This is a genomic window from Paenibacillus sp. MBLB1832 (genome assembly GCF_032271945.1).
GTDB classification, from domain to species: domain Bacteria; phylum Bacillota; class Bacilli; order Paenibacillales; family NBRC-103111; genus Paenibacillus_E; species Paenibacillus_E roseopurpureus.
Window position 1 is genome coordinate 1,177,337 of record NZ_CP130319.1, and the last position, 18,886, is coordinate 1,196,222.

The following is an 18,886-nucleotide window of genomic DNA, read 5'->3' on the forward strand; positions in this document are numbered from 1 at the left end:
TCTGTAAAATAGATTGTGTAAACTCCTAAACCTATTAAAATAGAAGTATAGGAAAGGTTGGGGAGAACACATGGGATTATGGACTAAGCAGCAGCTCCGCGAATTTATTAAGGAGAATAAATTAGTAACGGCTCAAGATGCCCAGAATGCATTGAAGAATCTATTTGCAGAGACGATTAAGGGAATGCTAGAAGCGGAATTGGATACACATCTGGGCTACCAAAAGCACGAAGTGGAGAATAAAACAACAACGAACAGCCGCAATGGAAAGAGTAAAAAGCGTGTTACAAGTGAGTATGGAGAGCAAGAAAGCATGGTTCCCCGTGATAGACAAGGTGAATTTGAACCCTTGGTGGTCAAGAAGCATCAGTCGAATGTAACGGGCATTGAGGATCAAATTATCGCCTTATACGCCAAGGGAGTTAGCACCCGAGACATCCAAGATCATCTGGAAAACATGTACGGTATCGAGGTTTCACCGACCCTCATTTCCAACGTCACGAACAAGATTGTTCCACTGATCAAGGAATGGCAGAACCGCCCTCTGCAAGGCGTTTATGCCGTTATTTTATTTTTCTAGATGCGATTCACTTCAAAGTCAAGCAGGACGGGGCTATTGTGAACAAAGCAGCCTACATGGTGATCAGAATTGATCTGGACGGAAGCAAGGATGTATTGGGCATGTGGATTGGTGAGAACGAGTCTGCAAAGTTCTGGTTAAGCGTCTTAAATGACCTGAAGAATCGAGCCGTACAAGATATCCTGATCACGTGTGTTGACAATTTGACTGGCTTCACCCAAGCCATATCGGCGTGTTATCCAAAGACAGAAAAACCAAATACGCAACTCTACCCGCTATGTCTCTTACAAAGATTTAAAGAAGGTAACAGCGGATCTTAAGCCCATTTACAAAGCCTCATCCGAAGAAATGGCACTTGTCGAGCTGGACCGATTCGAGGAAGCCTGGGGAACGAAGTACCCTCTCATGCTTCGCTCTTGGCGGAATAACTGGGATGAACTAGCTACCTTTTTAAGTATCCGCCAGAAATCCGCAAGCTTATTTACACCACCAACATCATTGAAAGCTACCATCGTCAGCTTCGCAAAGTGACAAAAGGAAAGAGCATCTTCCCAGACGAAGCTCTCTTAAAGATGCTTTATCTGGCCACGATGGATGTTACCCGCAAATGGACAGGCCGTGTCCAAAACTGGGGACAAATGCTGCTCCAGCTATCTGTTTTTTATCCAGATCGCATCGGCCAGCATCTGCGATGAAAATTTTCTCCCCTCGGGGAGAAGTCTTCTTTTAAACGAGTTAACACAAAAGATTTGACAGACCCAGCGTCTGTGCTTTTCGCAAACATAACGATAGGGGATAATTGTCATTATTATCGTATTATGACGTTTAGTTGATGGTATTTTGGCGGAAACTTTACGTGTAGATGACGGCATTAAGTAAAATCCAGTAGGTGTAACTTCTTGCTACCCCTGACTATTTGTTTCTTTAAAGAATATAACCAGCTATATATGCACTAAATTAAAGATTTATTGTGTATTGCCATTTTTATACTTGCTCAATTTTCAACAAACAATAATTCCTGTACACCTACCTAAATAAGTGTACAAGAATTAAAATTACTGTTCATAAACATACCAAAGACTGGAGTTTGATCGGAGGTTTAAGTGAACCCATCCGTACGAACATTCATATGAAAATTTCGAAATTGCTGGGGGGAGATACCTTCCGGCTTTTTGAATATACTAGAGAAATAAGAATAGTCCTTGTTGGTTCAAATGGCGCGGGTGTTGGGTGAGCTCAGCACATGCTGGCCAAACAATTACCAATGTATTTGTTTCAAGTCAATTCATTGTTCATCGAAATTTGACTTTTCCAATATTATACTCTTTATATAAAGAGTATTTTCTATGTTTTATGCTTTTGGAATCAAAGTGAATTACAACTCACATCACAACTTTGACTAGTCCTGATGTGGCTTAAAGCCTTGAAACATCGGGCTTTTTTGTGTTATAAGAGTGGAAAATTCATGAATATAGATTGAGAGAGTTTAAAGATTCATAACTTAAATGAGGTTGAATTTTAAAATCTTATAGGAGTTTCTCAAGCAAGCTTAAGTGATATAGAAGCAGGAAAAAGTAAAGCAGCTGTAGATATTGTTGTGTCAATATACAAAATTTTGGTTGTAAGTCGTTTGATGAAGTTTATTATTCTCAACCTGATCCTTCAGCATTTCGTGTATTGACATTTTTAGGCCTTATTTTTGACAAGATTTCATTTTAAATAAACGCAGGTGAAACCATTGACAAAAGAAAACCAAGTCCTTACGATTAGTTTGACAAACTAATGATTGAATGAGAGTTTAAGACAAGCTCTGGACGGAGGATAACAATGCTCAAGATATTAATGGAGTTTGTAGGTACCCTGCATGTGAATATGAGAAACATCCAGGAGCAGATCGGACATCGTGCCGACCTGGCTAAATTAACGGTGAATCAGATTCAATATGTGGAGGCAATCCACGAGTTAGGTGAACCGACGATTTCGCAAATTGCTCAGAAATTAGGCATTACCAAGGCCTCTGTCACAACAAGTATGAATAAGCTTGTCAATTTGGGTTACGCAATTAAGCAACAATCATCTTCAGACAAAAGGGTGTATTATATTCAGCTAACGGAGGAAGCAAAGAAGTTGATCTCTACGAAGCACCAGGCGTTGGTTCACTATGCCGAATTTATTCGCGCAGCCTTAACGCCAGAGGAAGCGAAGCAATTTGAAGAGATTCTCCATAAGTTGGTTTACGTATTTAAGCAGGTTTAGCCGTTCATTTGCAGAATTGTAAGTTAGACTAACTAATTGGCGGAGCGACTGACAGCAGGAGGAGAAAAATGAGCGTTTCCAAGCAACGGTCCAACCAACGTTCCAATCGAATGATGTCCCTGATTTATAAGCTATCGCTGAAACAGCGAATCTGGTTCTCTTTTGTCGTTCTGATTACGACAGCCATTATATCGACAGGAAGCTTGTCTTATTTCATCGCCGCCAAGGTTGTTCAATCCAACGCATTCGCGGCTAGTCAAGACAATGTCGATAAGGCTGCGCAAATTATAGACGACAAGTTGAAAAACACCGGTATCACGATCCGGTCCCTTATGTTCAGTGATGCCTTCAAAAATGTGATGACGGACGTCCAAAATCATGACACGACGGGATATTATAAACATCTTTCTTCGATGCAGCCGGTGTTTTCCCAAGTGAAATTTAATGACGAGATCATTCAAAATATATTGATTGCAAGCCCCATTGGAACGATTTACCCTATTAACGATTATAGGTTGCAACCGTATTCATTTTATAATTCTGACCTATATGAGCGGATAAAAAAGGAAAAACGTGGCTTCTGGACGGCGGCTCATCCGGATCCGTTTTTTTCGGGAAACGAGCGTGTGCTGTCCCTTGTCGTGGAAGGGATTCAGGAATCTTACCCGAATCAATCGCTCGACGTTTATGTCGTGGTGAATATCAAAGAAAAAGAGTTGCTGCGGCTTCTGAATGTATCGGATTCGAAATCCGGCAGAACGTATGTCCTTTTTGATAATGAAGGAAAACCCGTTGTAAATAATGCAGTTCCGGACGACATTAACATCGATGGATTGGGGAAGCTGTTGGCCGATAAACGGAGCGACGGGACAGAAGGTTCGTTCTCTTACTTATTGAACAAAAACAACTACTTGATTAATTATCACCAACTTACCTCGGTGGAAGGATGGACCCTGTACGGTTTGCAACCGGAAGCTGTTTTGCTGGAGCAAATGATCGGGATTCAACGTACAACCTTGCTGATTGTCGCCGGGTTTATTTTCCTGTCTCTGCTGTTTTCCAATTTGCTTACAGGACTCCTGCTTAAACCACTGATTCAGCTGCATGCACTGATGAAGCGGGTAGGTGAAAACGATCTGAAGGTCCGCTTTCAAAGCGACTATCAGGACGAGATTGCTCAGGTAGGATTTCGATTTAATCGTATGATTGACGAGATTCATCGGCTGATTCACGACGTGACCGTGGGGGAATCAGAGAAGCGTAAGGCGGAAATGAAGGCGCTGACCGCCCAGATTGACCCTCATTTTTTGTACAATACGTTGAATACCATTCATTGCAAAAGCATCTTGGGTGAAAATCGGGACGTTAGCGAGATGATCCTGTCTCTGTCGGAGATGTTTCAACTTGGACTAAGCGGTGGTAAGGAATGGATCGGGTTGGATACCGAACTAGCCCATGTCACCCAGTATATGAACATTCAGCAAAAATGCTATGAAGGCAAATTTACGTTCGATATCCAAGTGGAAGAACCGGATTTACTGCAAATTCAGGTTCCTCGCGTGCTCCTGCAGCCCTTAGTGGAGAACAGTATTTTGCATGGATTTCGCAACTATACAACGGGCGGACATGTTCAGATTGCTATCCGGCGGTTGGGACAAGCGCATATTGGGATCACCATCTCGGATAATGGATGTGGCTTTCAAGATCAGCCCTCTCCCATCACCATGGATGAGAAGAAGGCGAACCGGGGAGGATTCGCACTACCGAATATAAAGAAAAGACTGCAGATCAGTTACGGGGCGGATGCTGAATTTCAGATACGCAGCTTACCTGGTGAAGGAACGACAGTGATGCTGATCTTGCCAATACGTGAGGAGGTTGAGGGACGGTATGATGAAACTAGTGGTGATTGACGATATTCGAAGCGTTCTGGATGTGGTAGCCAAAAAAATAGATTGGAGGGCACACGGCATTGAGGTTGTCGGAACCGCGTTGGACGGAGAAGAAGGCTTACAACTGATTGAAGCTTTTCGGCCGGAGCTGGTCTTAACGGATATTCGTATGCCGAAGCAAGATGGCTTGGAGCTGACGCGTCAAGTCCTTGCGCATTCTCCCGGAAGCAAGGTGATTATCATGAGCGCCTACACCGATTTTTCTTATGCGCAGCAAGCCATTCGGCTGGGTGCGTTTGATTTTATAAAGAAACCCTTTGCGATTGAAGAAGTACTAGCTGGTGTACTCAAGGCCAAGCAAGCATGGCTGGACCAGAATCAAGCGTTGCTTCAACAGAAAGAGATGGAAGTTAAGCTCAAAGAAAGCTTGCCGATCCTCCAACAGGAGTATATGGCGCTGCTGATCCATTATCGAACCGATGAAAGCAACGCCATGCAGCGTTGGAAATTCCTTGAAATTGACCTTGAACCGAAGCGTTTAACCGTGCTAGTCGTGGAAATCGATCATTTTGTCGATAAATACCAGGCGATGCCGGCTCAGGAGATTGAGCTTGTTCGATTTGCTCTTCAGAACATTATGGAAGAAACGATACTTTTCTACACCCGCGGGTTCATTTTTCGTGAGTCATTGAACCGTTTCGTCTGTATTCTTCAGGATGAAGAGGGACTTAACGTAACGGGGCTTGCGGAGGCTTGCTGTGTGAATATTGAGACCTACACGAGATTTACGATTAGTGTGGGCATCAGTTGCACGGCCGCTAGTGTCATGGATCTTCCTGAAGCGTACCAGCAGGCGATGCGAGCGTTGACCTTCCATTTCTATACAGGCGGTAATGGGGCCTTTCATTACAGCACGCTTGCCGAATCCGCCAAAGGCGGTAATCGCTACGCCTCGGGCAAGGATGAGGACTTTGTGTTCGCATTCCGGTCCGGGAATAAACAGAAAACGCTGGAGCTGCTGGAGGAAATGCTGCAGGCGTTGTTAGCTCACGACCCTCTGCCAGAGCCGGAATATGCCGCTTCGGTATGCAAGGAGCTATGCTCCAAGCTGATCCGTATTCTGCTCGAGAAATTGAATTATGAGCGAATTGGGGGGCTGGATGCCCAAGTGAAGGCTCTCAGCAAAGAAGACAGAAACTCGTTGTCCGAGTACAGGCAATTGTTGAAGGATATCATTGAACAAGGATGCAGAATGATTATGGAAGAGCGGACCGATGAATCCAAGGCAATCATTTACCGTTCGATGTTGTATATTAAAGAGCATCTAAGCGAAGAGCTGTCCCTCGAACATTGCGCGAAACAAGTTAATCTAAGTTGGGGATATTTTTCCAATCTATTCAAGAAGGTTGCGGGTGTAACGTTTCAGCAATTCGTACTGACCGAAAGAATGGAAAGAGCGAAGGTGATGATGCTGGAAAACTATCAGATTCAAGAGATCGCGGCAGAGCTCGGCTATGAGCATCGGCGGTATTTTAGCGAAGTATTCAAGAAATATACAGGAATGACACCTTCTGAGTTTAAAGATTCATATAAACCTTCGTCTAACCTGTAAGTTCGGGCAAGTTGTCGAGAAATCTGCCCTCGCTGTCGAATCTACCGCATTATGTAACGACTCATAGTGTTCTATACTCAAGTTGTAAGATAAAGCGTTGCTAACAAAGGGAGGCAGATTAGATGATCAAGAAAATTGCGGTTGGAACCATTTCTATGGCATTGGTGTTAAGTTTAGCGGCATGCGGCAGTAACGCAGGCGATAAAGCAAAGCCATCCGAGAGCAGTAGCAGTACACCGGCACCAGCTCCAACGAAGTTAGTGTATTGGACTGGCGACCGTCACGACAGCGACTATATCAAGTCGGTCATTGAAAAGTATAATTCCACGAACAAAGATGGCATTACCGTAGAATATGTAGTGAAAGGTGACGACTACAACCAGGCCCTCGACATCGCTTTCGCTTCCGGTCAAGCACCTGATGTGTTTCGGGCGAAGGAAAATACGGCGCAAAATTTCTACAAAAAAGGGTATATGGCCCCTCTGGACAGCTACCTGACTGACGATCTAAAGAAAAGCTTCCCGGCGATGGAAGACCTTAATCGCTTCGATGGTAAGATGTACAGCTTGCCGAATTATGGCTCGACGATGCGGTTAGTGTACAATCAAGACCTCTTCGCGAAAGCGGGAATCACCAATCCGCCGACTACGTTGAAAGAGCTTGTAGAAGATGCCAAGAAAATTACGGCAGTTGGAAAAGCGGATGGCGCCTATGGTTTTGCACTAAACTTCAAAAATCCGGGAAGCGCCTTTGATCGTTCCGGCCGCGTAATTGCGGAGGCCAGCGGCTTTGGAGGCTTCGGCTACAATTTTAAGACGGGGAAATTTGATTTTACCGGTTTCAAGGATATTGTGCAGGCGTTCAAACAGATGAAGGATGACGGCAGCACATTGCCAGGCATGGAATCCTTGGACATCGACCCGTTACGCGCCCAGTTCGCAGAAGGAAAAATCGGCATGTACATCTCGTATTCCTCGGAACCTGGGGTGTATAAAACCCAATTCCCTGCCAAGATCAAGTGGGCAGCTGCGCCTGTGCCGACGATAGACGGTACGGTGAAAGGTGCAACCGGCTTCTTGGGGGGCCCTTGGCTCTCGATCAGCTCCAGCACGAAAAACAAAGATCAAGCCTGGAAATTCTTGAAATATATGTACACGGAAGAAGTCCTTCAAACGTACCATGAAAAAGGCTTCGGCATCTCGATGGTACCGTCCGTCATTGCCAAAGCAAAGAAACCGGATATTAATGGCATCGACGGATTCCTGCCAAATAAGTATGACGGTGTTTGGCCGATTCAGCCGACTGTCAATGTGCAAGGGATTAAATACCAGGACGCATTCCTGAAGTATATGCTCGAAGGCGGCGACTTCAATAAAGTCGTAGATGACCTGAACAAGCGATATAATGAAGCGCTGGACAAGGCAGTTGCCGCAGGCGAAGTGAAGGCAAAGGTCATTCCGGACTTTGACCCTGCGAAGCTTGCTGGAACGTTTGCGAAATAATAACGGCACAAGGAGGGTATGGAGAGGTGTGTGCTCCGTACCCTTTGTACTGCCACACAGAGGAGTGGACTTGGGATGAGAACCATGTACAGAAAGCATTTTGCATACAGCTTCATTGCTCCAAGCCTCATTCTCACGCTAGTGCTCGGCGTATATCCAATTGGATGGGCTATTCGCTATATGTTTTACGACTATAAAGGCTATGGGCAAGAGCGATTTATTGGGTTGGAAAACTTTACTCAGTTAGCTCATGACTCTCAATTCTGGGAGTCAGTATTCAACACGTTTGTTTATGCAGGGGGCAAGTTGCTTCTTACGCTTCCCTTGGCGTTGATTTTGGCCGTCATCCTGAATACCAAATTGCGGGGAAGGCAACTGCTCAGGGGTATTTTCTTCATGCCGACCATTATTAGTTCGGCGGTCATCGCCGTCGTATTTTTTACCATCTTCAATTCGTACAATGGTATCCTGAATCAATTTCTTTTAAAGTATGGTGTAATCTCGCAAAAGGTCGATTGGCTAGGACCGGATCATGCCATGCTGACAACGATTATTGTCGCCGCCTGGGGCGCTGTCGGCAATTACATGCTTTTGTTTCTTGCAGGTTTGCAGAATATTCCTGTTGATATGTACGAAAGCTCCTCTTTGGACGGAGCGAATAAACGACAACAATTCTGGTACATTACCCTTCCGATGCTGGGACCCGTCCTGCAAATGGTCATTATGCTGGCGATTATTACCTCGCTGAAGGGCTATGAGAGCATTATGGTCCTTACAGAAGGGGGGCCGGTCGGGAAGACCGAGGTGATGTATTTGTATGTATACAAACTCTTTTTCCCTGTTTCAACGGCTTCAACTGTACTCGACCAGCAGTTTGGATACGGCAGTGCGGTGGGATTCGTTACCGCGTTAATTGTGGGCGCAGTTACGCTGGTGTACACGCTGATGTCCCGAAAATTAAATCGCATGTATTGAGTGAGGAGGGAGCAGCTATGTACGCATTTATTCAGCGTTCTGCATTATGGATATTTCTCCTGGTGGTCGCGATCGTTACCGTCTTTCCGGTTGCTATGGCTTTACTAGGGTCGTTCAAGACGAATGCCGAGATTGTCGGCGGGGCTAGCCTTCTTCCGCAGCATTGGATTGGAAGCAACTATGCGGATGCCTGGAAGCAAGCCCACTTCTCCACGTTTTCCTGGAACAGTTTATTTGTCAGCACCGCCACAACCATAGGCACTTTAATTGTGACAGCAGCAGCAGCCTACGCCGTAGATCGGTTTGAATTCGCAGGCAAAAAGCTGTACGTTGGGCTGCAGGCTGCAACCATGTTTATTGCCATTGGGGCTGTCGTACTCCGTCCCCAATTCCAATTGATGGTGAAGCTTCATCTGCATACGTCGCTATGGGGCGTTATTCTGATCCTGATTAGCGCGCATGCATCGATTTTTTTCATTCTGCTCAGCTTTATGAATGGCATTCCGAAGGAATTGGATCAAGCTGCGCTAATGGACGGGTGTAATCCGTTTACAACTTTTTGGCGAATTATTTTGCCTCTCCTTGGTCCCGGGCTTGGTGTCGGGGCGTTATTCACCTTTCGTGCAGCCTGGAATGAATATTTGCTGCCTTTCGTCTTTACGATGAACAGCCCCAAATTGCAAACGTTAACGGTAGGGCTTGCCGGGCTGCGTTATGGTGCTACCGCTGCCGCCCAAACGAATTTAATTATGGCCGGGGCATGCTTGTCGATTCTTCCACTTCTATTGGTATACGTGCTTGCCAACCGCTCATTCATGCAGATGACGGCAGGGTCCTTGAAAGGTTAGTTTCATCCTTATTTCTAATTAGGAGGCTTATTCGTGTCTACTCCACTCATTGGTAAACTTCAATCCAGTACCGTTATTCAGAGGTACCCGAGTAATCCTGTGTTACAAGCAAGCGACGTTCCTTACGCCCCCGCGCTCGTATTTAATGCCGGGGTGGCCAAATACCAAGGCCGTTACGTCATGGTGTTCCGCAACGATTATGGCAATCCCGCTACGCATACGCTTGAACCGAGCTCGACGACAAATCTAGGGATCGCGTTCAGCAGCGATGGTATTCATTGGGACGTTCAGAACCGTCCGTGCTTCGGTCTCAATGATGAAGAGATTATTCGTACCTACGACCCGAGGTTGACGGTGATCGATGGCCGTTGCTATATGTGCTTCGCCGTTGACACACGTCACGGACTTCGCGGAGGCATTGCCGTTACCGAGGATTTCGAACATTTTGAAGTCCTGCATTTAACCGTTCCGGATAATCGGAATATGGTACTCTTTCCTGAAAAAATTGGCGGGCATTATGTTCGTCTGGAGCGTCCGTTCCCTGTTTATAGTCGCGGAGGCCTTGACCGCTTTGACATCTGGTTATCCGAATCCCCGGATCTGAGGTATTGGGGGAATTCCGATCTGGTGCTTGGTGTGGAGCATGTTCCCTACGCGAATGATAAAATCGGTCCTGCCGCTCCTCCGATCAAGACAGAAAAGGGATGGTTGACGACGATTCATGCCGTTGATCTGGACCCGTCCCGCGGTAAGAACGGATGGGAGGATTCCTGGCGCAAAAGATATACGGCTGGCTTGATGCTGCTGGATCTGGATAATCCCAAAAAGGTCGTCGGTCTGTATCGTGAGCCTCTGATTGCACCCGAAGCGAGTTATGAAACAAGCGGAGGCTTCCGCAACGATGTCATTTTCCCAGGTGGCATGATCCTTGAAGATAACGGTGAAGTCAAAATATATTACGGTGCTGCCGATACGGTAGAGTGTCTGGCCACCGCCCATGTGGATGACCTTGTGAAGCTGTGCCTCGAAGGCGGAAGCCTCTAGAACGAATGAAACCAAATCCCGATGCGATGTTGCATGCTGGGATTTGGTTTTTTTATGGACAGGCTGATTTGGATACATGTTTTTCGAATTTGTTTATAGATATTTGGCGCTCACAGCTTCTAGAATGAGGAGGCATTGAATCCCAGCGCAAAGGAGGCTTAGACGCAAGTTCATCATAAAGATGGAGCTAGGAGGGAAATATCATGCATAAGCAACGTTCAGATGATGTGTATGAGCAGAGACTAGAGAGAATCAAGTGGTTCCGTGATGCTCGCTTCGGTATGTTTATCCACTGGGGGTTATACGCTATTCCTGCAAGGGGGGAATGGGTCCGTTCGATGGAAAGGATGAGCATAGAGGACTATCAGACGTATTTCGACGAATTTGATCCACTCCGATATCAGCCTAGGGTATGGGCTCAGCTGGCCAAGGAGGCGGGGATGAAATATGCGGTATTAACGGCCAAGCACCATGATGGCTTTTGCTTATTTGACAGCCAGTACACCGAGTACAAAGCAACAAACACACCAGCGAAGCGGGATCTGGTGAGAGAATTCGTCGAAGCCTTCCGTGAGGAGGGGCTCAAGGTGGGGCTGTATTACTCCCTGCTCGACTGGCATCACCCAGACTACCCTGCCTATGGAGACAGGCAGCACCCGATGAGGGATCATCCTGATTATCGGGAGGTACAGCATGAGTTTCCTCGATATGTCGACTATATGCATGCCCAGGTCGAGGAGCTGCTCTCGGGCTACGGTAGGATCGATATCATGTGGTTCGACTTCTCCTATCCAGGCTTCTCTGGGGAAGCATGGCGCGCAACGGAGCTCGTGAACAAGGTTCGGGCGCTGCAGCCGCATATTCTGATCGATAATCGTTTGGGTGGAGATATGCATGCAGAGCATCCTGTGGCGTATGCTGGAGACTTCGCGGGGCCGGAGCAGGGAGTCCCTCGGCATCCTGTGACTGATGAGCTGGCGCGCCGACTTCCATGGGAGTCCTGCATTACGCTGAATAATAGCTGGGGTTATCACGCACAGGATTGGAGATACAAGACAGCACAAGATGTCATTAGAACGTTAGTAAATTGTGTGAGCAAGAACGGCAATTTGCTAGTGAACGTCAGCCCAACCGCCAAGGGAGAGATTCCCCAGAAGGCCCAGTCCATTCTGAGAGAGGTAGGCGAATGGCTCCTGAGGAATGGGGAGAGCATCTATGGCTGCGGAGAGGCGGTAGATCAGCCCAAGCCGGAGTGGGGACGGTATACGCAGCGTGAACATATTCTCTATGCCCACCTGATGGAACAGGTGATAGGCCATGTGAGTCTCGAGGGTTTAAGAGGCAAAATAAAGAAGGCAAGGGTACTTGCGGACGGCTCGGAGGTTGTCATCACTCCTTTCTGGAATGTGGCGGTAGATTCGTTTGATGGGCCAGATGATATCTTTATGAACTTTGGTTACCCTGCGCAGGAAACCTATCCGCTCCCCGACCCGAGAGATACGGTCATCGCGCTGGAGCTCAAGCAGGTGTAAATGGTGATCTTGTTAAAAAACGAGGAGCTAGAGGTTAGATATGAGCCCCCCTCCCACAAATGTCTAACGTCGCGATTCGACCGTACAGGGTTCATTACGCAAGTAACGGATGTGAGGAGGGGGCACACCTACTGCTCTGCTGAGCATCAGGGGCAGGGTAACGCACGTAGGGGAGGGGTCGGACTGTGTAATGAATTCAGCATCCACCGTGCGGTCGGGTATGAGACGGCCCAGGTCGGTCAGCCGTTTCCTAAGCTGGGAGTTGGACTAGTAACGAGAGCTCATGAGCGGGAATATATGTTCCATGAACCCTATGTCGTCCAGCCTTTCCCCATCAGCTGGGATGCATCGGAGGATCGCATCGAGGTGAGTGTGGAGCCTCTCCCTTGCAGAGGGTACGAGGCGCGGCTCCACAAGCGTATCGTGCTGAGAGGCAGACAGCTCTGTATTGACTATACGCTACAGAATGCAGGGACGATGGCGATCATCACCGAGGAATATGCCCACAATTTCCTGCGAATGGCAGGGAGAGAGATCGGACCGGATTATGAGGTAGTGATCCCTGATCTGGTAGGGGCTGGCTCTGTTGGAGGTCCCTTCGTAAGCTCAGGGCGAACCCTGAACTGGAGTCAGCCGATGCGAGAGGGAGAGGAATGTTATCTCTCCCGTCCCATCGAAGCTTCGGGGGCAACCTCGGCTGCATGGGAGCTCCATGTGCGCCAGCTGGGAATCGGTTTGATGGAGGAGGTCAGCGGCGCAGCGGTGTCTCATTTTGCCCTGTGGGGCAAGGCGCATGTCATAAGCCCGGAGCTTTTCATCTCGATCCAGCTAGAACCGGGGCAAGTGATGAATTGGCAGAGAGTGTATAGCTTTTATTGAAAGAAAACCAAATCCCGATGCGATGTTGCATGCTGGGATTTGGTTTTTTTCATGAACAAGCCGATTTGGATAAACGTTTTTCGATTTTGTTTATAGATAATTGGCGCTCACAGCTTCTAGAATGAGGAGGCATTGGATCCCAGGGCAAAGGAGGCTCAGACGCAAGTTCATCAAGACGAATGCGGAATGTCCAAATAGAGAGGAGAGTCCTGAATGGAAGGGAAAGCAATGAGAAGCAAGCTGCACTGGATCGTCTTGGGAAGCATCCTACTGATCACGACGGTGTTAGGACTGATGATTCCCGGCACGGGAACGACAGCATTAGCTGCAAGCAGCGCCCAGGTTATACCGCCGAATGCGGGATATGTGAATGTGAAAGACTTCGGAGCGATGGGTGACGGGGTGGCCGATGATACCGCAGCCATTATGAGCGCGATTAAATCGCGCAATCGGTATTACGGTTATCCGATGAATGTATATTTCCCCGCAGGCGTTTATCTGGTCAGCGACACGATCAATGGCGTTAATCCCGATGGTACGGATAACGCGCATTTGACCTTGCAAGGCGCCGGCCAGGGCCAAACGATAATTAGGCTGAAAAATAACGCGCCGGGCTTTAATGCAGGGGCTGTTACTGCCAAGCCTGTTGTCCGTTTCGCAGGGGAAAGCGGTATTCAGAATCAGGCCTTCATGAACTTCCTCTTTGATTTGACCGTTGATATCGGCTCGCAGAACCCTCAGGCAATCGGCGTCGATTATTTAACGAGCAACCAGGGCAGTATGCGAAATGTCGATATTGTCTCCGGCGATGGGCAAGGCTACATTGGACTTGCCATGACGCGGGAGATCGGACCGGGCATGGTCAAGAATATCTCCATTACCGGTTTTCAGTATGGCATCAAAACAGCCAAGCCCCTCTACAGTATGGTGCTGGAGAAGGTGACGCTGAAAAATCAATCGGTAGCCGGCATTCTAAACGAGCGGCAAATGTTGGAGATTCGCAACTTGACGAGCACGAACAAGGTGCCGGCCATCATTAACCGCTACAATGATGCCATGGTGACGATCATCGATAGCCAATTTTTCGGCGGGATCAAAGGGGAAAGTGCGATTCGCAACGAAAGCGGCGGCTCTTTGCTAGCGCGCAATTTGAACGCACAATCGTCGTATTATTCTCAGGCGATCACGAATGAAGGCGTAGCTGTATCCGGAAAGATCGTAACCGAATACAACTCCGATTACTTGCAGCGCTTATTTCAATCACGGTCGACGACGCTCAATCTGCCGATTGAGGAGACCCCGGAATTGCCACAGGATCCGCTCTCGGACTGGGCGTTCGTAGACGATTACGGTGCGAATCCAGACGATAATATCGATGATACCGCCGCTATTCAGGCTGCGATTGATTCGGGCAAGACGACAATCTACTTCCGCCCGCGGCATACGACTACGTATACTTACCAGATTCAAGGGACCCTTGTCATCAGGGGGAATGTGAAGCGGCTCGCGGGAATGGGCACCTATATCAAGAAGACGAATGCCACCTCGTTGCCACAAATTCGCATTGAGACGACCAATTATCCCAATGTGTTTATCGATCGGCTATTTGGCGACTTTCAGGTGACTCATGTGGGGGCGACCCATGTGGTATCGCTGGATAACCAGTGGAATGATTATCACAATGAGCCGGGCAGCGGTGACTTATATTTGGAGGATACGTACTCATCCTTCGTGTTTAATGGCAATAAAGCCTGGATGCGCCAAGCCAATTCCGAAAGCAAGACGAACACACAGCTCGTCAACCAAGGAGGAACGGTATGGGTGCTCGGTCTCAAGACGGAGTGGATGAATACGACCGCGCGTACGACCGGCGGAGGCAAATCGGAGATTATGGGCGCTTTTATGTATCCGGCCCAAGGTAACGTGGCGCCAACCACGCCGGCCTTTGAAACGATTGATTCGCAAGCCTCTTATCAATATGGTGTGTTTGATGATTGGGTTCAGCAATGGACATTGTTATTCCGAGAAACCCGGAATGGTGAAACCCGCGACATGCTGGCCGATGATCTTGTGGAAAAGAGAACAGGCCGGGGCACGAAGGTCAATCTCTATACGGCCATTCCAGAACCGCTTGCTGATGTGACGCCTCCGTCGACGCCGAAGCTGTCGCTCAAGTGGAATTCGCTGAATGCGGCTGATCTTTACTGGGTGGGGTCCACCGATGACGTGCATATCAACGGCTACATGCTTTATCGGGATGGCTACCGGGTAGCGGATACGAAGAAGCGGGAAATCATCGATACCCATCTGGACGCGACGCTGCCCTATACGTATACCGTCTTCGGCTACGATGATATGTTCAACTTGTCGGCGCCCAGCAATGCGATCTCCAACAAAGTTGGCTGGGGCAGCGAGGATATTGGAACCGTTACGAAGGCGGGTTACACGGAATATGCGGATAATAGCTTTCATGTTTATGGTGCCGGCAGCGACATCGGCGGTACGGCGGATAGCTTTCATTATACGTATACCCCGCTATACGGCGATGGAAGTCTCGTATTTAAGCTGGTGAACCAATCGAAGACAAGTCAGGAGGCCCAGGAAGGTATCATGATTCGGGATACACTGGCACCGGATGCGAAGTTTGCCGGATTGTTCCGCAAACCGTGGGGGCCGATGCAAACCGTTACCCGCAATGAAACGGGGGGCACGGCATCGGTGACGTCATTGCCGGGCAGCCAGGTGCTTCCGTTCTGGATGAAGCTGACTCGCAGCGGCAATACAGTTACGGTGTATAAGTCGACCGATGGCGTCCACTGGGGAGCGCCGATTCAAACCTTTACACTTGCTTTGGACTTCCGTGCGTATGTAGGCCTGGCCATTGCTTCGGATTTTGACGGCATTACGGAAGAGGCACGTGTGTCAAACGTGAACGTGGAAACACCAAGCCAATATCTGAATTTGGCCTTGAAGAAGCCGGCCTCCCAAGCAGGTACGTCGAACGACGCCGCAGCGAAGCGGGCCGTTGACGGCAATACGAACGGGAAGCTTGCGAGCGGCTCTGTCACCCAGACGCTTGCCGATCATCAGGCATGGTGGCAGGTTGATTTTCAGGAGACTGGCTATATTCGATCAGTGGATATTTACAATCGGACGGATAGTGGCAGCGACGTGCTGAAAAATTACTACGTGTTCGTATCCGATACGCCATTCTCTTCGGAAGATCCCAACGTTCTGGTCAACCAGCCAGGAGTGTGGTCAAGCTTGCAGACCGCTCAGGCGGGTTCCCCGACATCGCTGAAGGTAGACCATCAGGGTCGCTATTTGCGCATACAGCTGCAGGGGGATGGGAAGCTGACACTTGCGGAAGTCGTCGCTATGGGATATGGAAGCATCATCGTGGATGTTGAACCACCGACAGCGCCGTCCGGTTTGTCTGTCGTTACGAAGAGCGAGACGACCGCCACGATTGGCTGGTTGCCAGCTACGGACAACCGTGGCGTGACAAGCTATCTCATCTATCGAGACGGAGCATTAGTCGGCACGGTCAGCGGCAGCGTGTACAGCTTTACCGATACAGGACTAAATCCAGGCGACGAGGTTAATTACGCCATTATAGCCCAAGATGTATACGAGAATGTATCGCCAACCAGCGCTGTGTTAAAGGTCATCGTTCCCGTCAACATCGCTAAAAATAAGACAGCCAAAATGAGCAGCACGCAAAGCGGGAGACAAGCATTTTGGGCCGTAGACGGGATTTCGGACGGCAGCCAAAGCGCTAGCTCCATCAGTCAAACCCTCAGTGAAAATGAGGCATGGTGGGAAGTAGATCTCGGGGCCGTGCGCCAGATTGATCGGATCCAATTGTTTGCGCCAACGGATTGTTGTCAGACGGATCTAAGTAATTACTATGTGTTTGTATCCGATACGCCGTTTACGGTGAACAGCGTCACCTACACGCTCAATCAGCCTAACGTGTGGAGCAAGCTCCAAGTTGGGGCCCTATCCTCATCTCCCGCAGATGTCCAGGTCGGACATGCAGGAAGATATGTGCGCATTCAGCTGACCAGTTCATCCGCTTCTCTTGGCCTGGCGGAAGTCAGGGTGATCGGAGAACTGCCGCTGGTCAACGCTGCATTAAACAAGGCAGCGACGCAGAGCAGCACCTCCTACAACGCCTATGCCAGCAAGGCCGTAGACGGCAACAGTGACGGCAACTGGAACGCAGGATCGGTATCGCATACTAGCACGGAGACGAATGCGTGGTGGCAGGTCGATCTTGGTTCTGTGCAAGACATTCACGATATTCAAATTTATAATCGAACGGATTGCTGCGGTGCACGGTTAAGCTCCTATTATGTGTTCGTTTCCAATGCTCCTTTCGGATCTACCAACGTAGCTTCGACACTTGCCGATCCTAACGTATGGAACAGTTTCCAAAGCGAGCAGGCGGGAAGCCCAACGAAAATCAGGGTCGGCAGAACCGGGCGTTACGTCCGCATACAGCTTAATCAAACAAACCCGCTTGCCATTGCCGAAGTCAAGGTTATGAAATTAGATGACATTATTGTCCTGGACACGGAAGCGCCTACGGCTCCGAGCGGACTGAACGTTGTCGGCAAGACCGAAACATCCGCCACGATCAGCTGGTCGCCTTCCACGGACAACCGCGGTGTTACCGGTTACGATATTTATCGGGATAATACATTACTGGGCACCGTTGCGGGGAATGTCAATGTATTTACAGCTACGGGACTTACAGCGGGCGACAGCTACAGCTACACAGTGAAAGCGAAGGATGCTAGTCTGAACGTGTCAGCCGCAAGCAGTGCACTCCAAGTCACGCAGCTGATCAATATGGCGAAGAACAAACCCGCTACGATGAGCAGCACGCAAAATGGTGCGTCCGCCTCCCGGGCTGTCGACGGTAATACAGACGGCAACCTGGCGAGCGGCTCAGTTAGCCAATCGCTTGGCGAGAAAGAAGCTTGGTGGCAGGTCGATCTGGGAGCTGTACGCAATATTGACCGCATTCAAATTTTTGGGCGGACGGACTGCTGCACAACGGATCTTAGCCAGTACTATGTGTTTGTATCCGATACGCCATTCACCGTTACAGGCGTTACGTATACGCTGAGCCAACCAGGCGTATGGAGCCAGTTTCAGTCTGCAGCGGCAGGGTTGCCAACCGAAGTGCAGGTTGGTCGAACAGGACGGTATGTTCGCATTCAGCTGACAGGCCAGTCAAGTTCCTTGAGTCTGGCGGAGGTGAAAGTTCTAGGCACCTTGCAGCAAGTCAATGTGGCGCTGAATAAACCAGCTACACAGAGCAGCACCTCTTACAACGCTTATGCCAGCAGGGCAGTAGATGGCAACAGCGATGGTAACTGGAATGCAGGATCGGTATCCCATACCAGCACGGAGGCCAACGCGTGGTGGCAAGTCGATCTTGGTTCCGTGCAGGACATCCATAACATTCAGGTTTTCAATCGAACGGATTGTTGCGGAGCCAGGCTGAGCGAATACTATGTGTTTGTCTCGGATACGCCGTTCTCCACCACAGACTTGAATGCGACGCTGAGCAATGCGAATGTCTGGAACAGCTTCCAAAGCGGGCAAGCTGGCAGTCCGACGAAGATTTTGGTAGGCCGAACCGGACGCTACATCAGGATACAACTTAAGAATACAAACCCGCTGGCCATTGCCGAAGTGAAAGTCATGGCTTTGCAATAGCCGTGTGGAATAAGGAGATAGGGCAGACTGAAG

10 protein-coding genes and 1 pseudogene are annotated in these 18,886 nt (G+C 48.8%); all 11 read left to right on the plus strand.

Annotation, left to right across the window (positions count from 1 at the left end; translation table 11 throughout):
• Positions 1 to 70 precede the first annotated feature (70 nt).
• The 11 genes and pseudogenes from MJB10_RS05385 (at position 71) to MJB10_RS05435 (ending at position 18,853) form a co-directional block, all read left to right on the plus strand.
• A pseudogene (locus MJB10_RS05385) lies at positions 71 to 1,275 on the plus strand (IS256 family transposase).
• Between the two features lie 1,132 nt (positions 1,276 to 2,407).
• On the plus strand, positions 2,408 to 2,836 hold the full coding sequence (locus MJB10_RS05390; protein WP_314802366.1) for a MarR family winged helix-turn-helix transcriptional regulator: 429 nt from the start codon (positions 2,408 to 2,410) through the stop codon (positions 2,834 to 2,836).
• Between the two features lie 68 nt (positions 2,837 to 2,904).
• Positions 2,905 to 4,749 carry a cache domain-containing sensor histidine kinase gene (locus tag MJB10_RS05395; RefSeq protein ID WP_314802367.1) on the plus strand — a complete coding sequence of 615 codons (1,845 nt, stop codon included), beginning with the start codon at positions 2,905 to 2,907 and terminating at the stop codon, positions 4,747 to 4,749.
• Positions 4,727 to 6,340: a response regulator gene (locus MJB10_RS05400; RefSeq protein WP_314802369.1), complete on the plus strand. Its 1,614-nt coding sequence runs from the start codon at positions 4,727 to 4,729 to the stop codon at positions 6,338 to 6,340. The genes MJB10_RS05395 and MJB10_RS05400 overlap by 23 nt, the downstream gene beginning before the upstream one ends.
• A 122-nt stretch (positions 6,341 to 6,462) precedes the next feature.
• Entirely contained in the window at positions 6,463 to 7,842 is a 1,380-nt protein-coding gene (locus tag MJB10_RS05405; protein ID WP_314802370.1) for an ABC transporter substrate-binding protein, read from the plus strand.
• 75 nt (positions 7,843 to 7,917) lie between these two features.
• Positions 7,918 to 8,817 (plus strand): carbohydrate ABC transporter permease, encoded by a 900-nt coding sequence (locus MJB10_RS05410; protein WP_314802372.1) that lies wholly within the window; start codon positions 7,918 to 7,920, stop codon positions 8,815 to 8,817.
• A 17-nt stretch (positions 8,818 to 8,834) separates the two neighbouring features.
• The gene (locus tag MJB10_RS05415; protein ID WP_314802373.1) at positions 8,835 to 9,665 is read left to right on the plus strand and encodes a carbohydrate ABC transporter permease; all 831 of its coding nucleotides are present in this window, start codon (positions 8,835 to 8,837) and stop codon (positions 9,663 to 9,665) included.
• A gap of 33 nt (positions 9,666 to 9,698) precedes the next feature.
• Positions 9,699 to 10,709: a glycoside hydrolase family 130 protein gene (locus tag MJB10_RS05420; protein ID WP_314802375.1), complete on the plus strand. Its 1,011-nt coding sequence runs from the start codon at positions 9,699 to 9,701 to the stop codon at positions 10,707 to 10,709.
• Between the two features lie 203 nt (positions 10,710 to 10,912).
• Positions 10,913 to 12,241: an alpha-L-fucosidase gene (locus tag MJB10_RS05425; RefSeq protein ID WP_314802377.1), complete on the plus strand. Its 1,329-nt coding sequence runs from the start codon at positions 10,913 to 10,915 to the stop codon at positions 12,239 to 12,241.
• Positions 12,242 to 12,250: 9 nt separating this feature from the next.
• Positions 12,251 to 13,120, plus strand: a complete 870-nt coding sequence (locus MJB10_RS05430) for a hypothetical protein (RefSeq protein WP_314802378.1) — start codon at positions 12,251 to 12,253, stop codon at positions 13,118 to 13,120.
• A 213-nt stretch (positions 13,121 to 13,333) separates the two neighbouring features.
• A complete protein-coding gene (locus MJB10_RS05435; RefSeq protein WP_314802380.1) occupies positions 13,334 to 18,853 on the plus strand; it encodes a galactose-binding domain-containing protein in 5,520 nt (1,839 codons plus the stop codon).
• The last annotated feature ends 33 nt before the right edge of the window (positions 18,854 to 18,886 follow it).

What these genes read in the sequence shown, in the direction of transcription:
- MJB10_RS05395 (WP_314802367.1), top strand. Translation starts at nt 2,905, where the DNA reads ATGAGCGTTTCCAAGCAACGGTCCAACCAACGTTCCAATCGAATGATG.
- MJB10_RS05425 (WP_314802377.1), top strand. Translation starts at nt 10,913, where the DNA reads ATGCATAAGCAACGTTCAGATGATGTGTATGAGCAGAGACTAGAGAGA.
- MJB10_RS05415 (WP_314802373.1), top strand. Translation starts at nt 8,835, where the DNA reads ATGTACGCATTTATTCAGCGTTCTGCATTATGGATATTTCTCCTGGTG.
- MJB10_RS05400 (WP_314802369.1), top strand. Translation starts at nt 4,727, where the DNA reads ATGATGAAACTAGTGGTGATTGACGATATTCGAAGCGTTCTGGATGTG.
- MJB10_RS05390 (WP_314802366.1), top strand. Translation starts at nt 2,408, where the DNA reads ATGCTCAAGATATTAATGGAGTTTGTAGGTACCCTGCATGTGAATATG.
- MJB10_RS05410 (WP_314802372.1), top strand. Translation starts at nt 7,918, where the DNA reads ATGAGAACCATGTACAGAAAGCATTTTGCATACAGCTTCATTGCTCCA.
- MJB10_RS05435 (WP_314802380.1), top strand. Translation starts at nt 13,334, where the DNA reads ATGGAAGGGAAAGCAATGAGAAGCAAGCTGCACTGGATCGTCTTGGGA.
- MJB10_RS05405 (WP_314802370.1), top strand. Translation starts at nt 6,463, where the DNA reads ATGATCAAGAAAATTGCGGTTGGAACCATTTCTATGGCATTGGTGTTA.